Genomic DNA, 233 nt, shown 5'->3' with positions numbered 1-233 from the left:
CTTCTGTTCTTCTACTTTCTTTTGTTCTTCTACTTTCTTTTGTTCTTCGGCTTTCTTCTGTTCTTCTACTTTCTTTTGTTCTTCGGCTTTCTTTTGTTCTTCTGCTTTCTTCTGTTCTTCTACTTTCTTCTGTTCTTCCGCTTTCTTCTGTTCTTCTACTTTCTTTTGTTCTTCTGCTTTCTTTTGTCCTTCCGCTTCAATTGCAACGTTTAATTGTTGCTGAAGAGCCTGAA

1 pseudogene is annotated in these 233 nt (G+C 36.5%); it reads right to left on the bottom strand.

Annotated elements, in window-relative coordinates:
- Positions 1 to 233, bottom strand: a pseudogene (locus MR160_RS35435) (DUF4047 domain-containing protein); the annotation flags it as partial.

Source organism: Bacillus cereus group sp. BfR-BA-01382 (assembly GCF_022663475.1).
Lineage (GTDB): Bacteria > Bacillota > Bacilli > Bacillales > Bacillaceae_G > Bacillus_A > Bacillus_A thuringiensis_S.
Note: the sequence above shows the minus strand (reverse complement) of the source record. Positions and strands in the feature narration are given on the sequence as shown.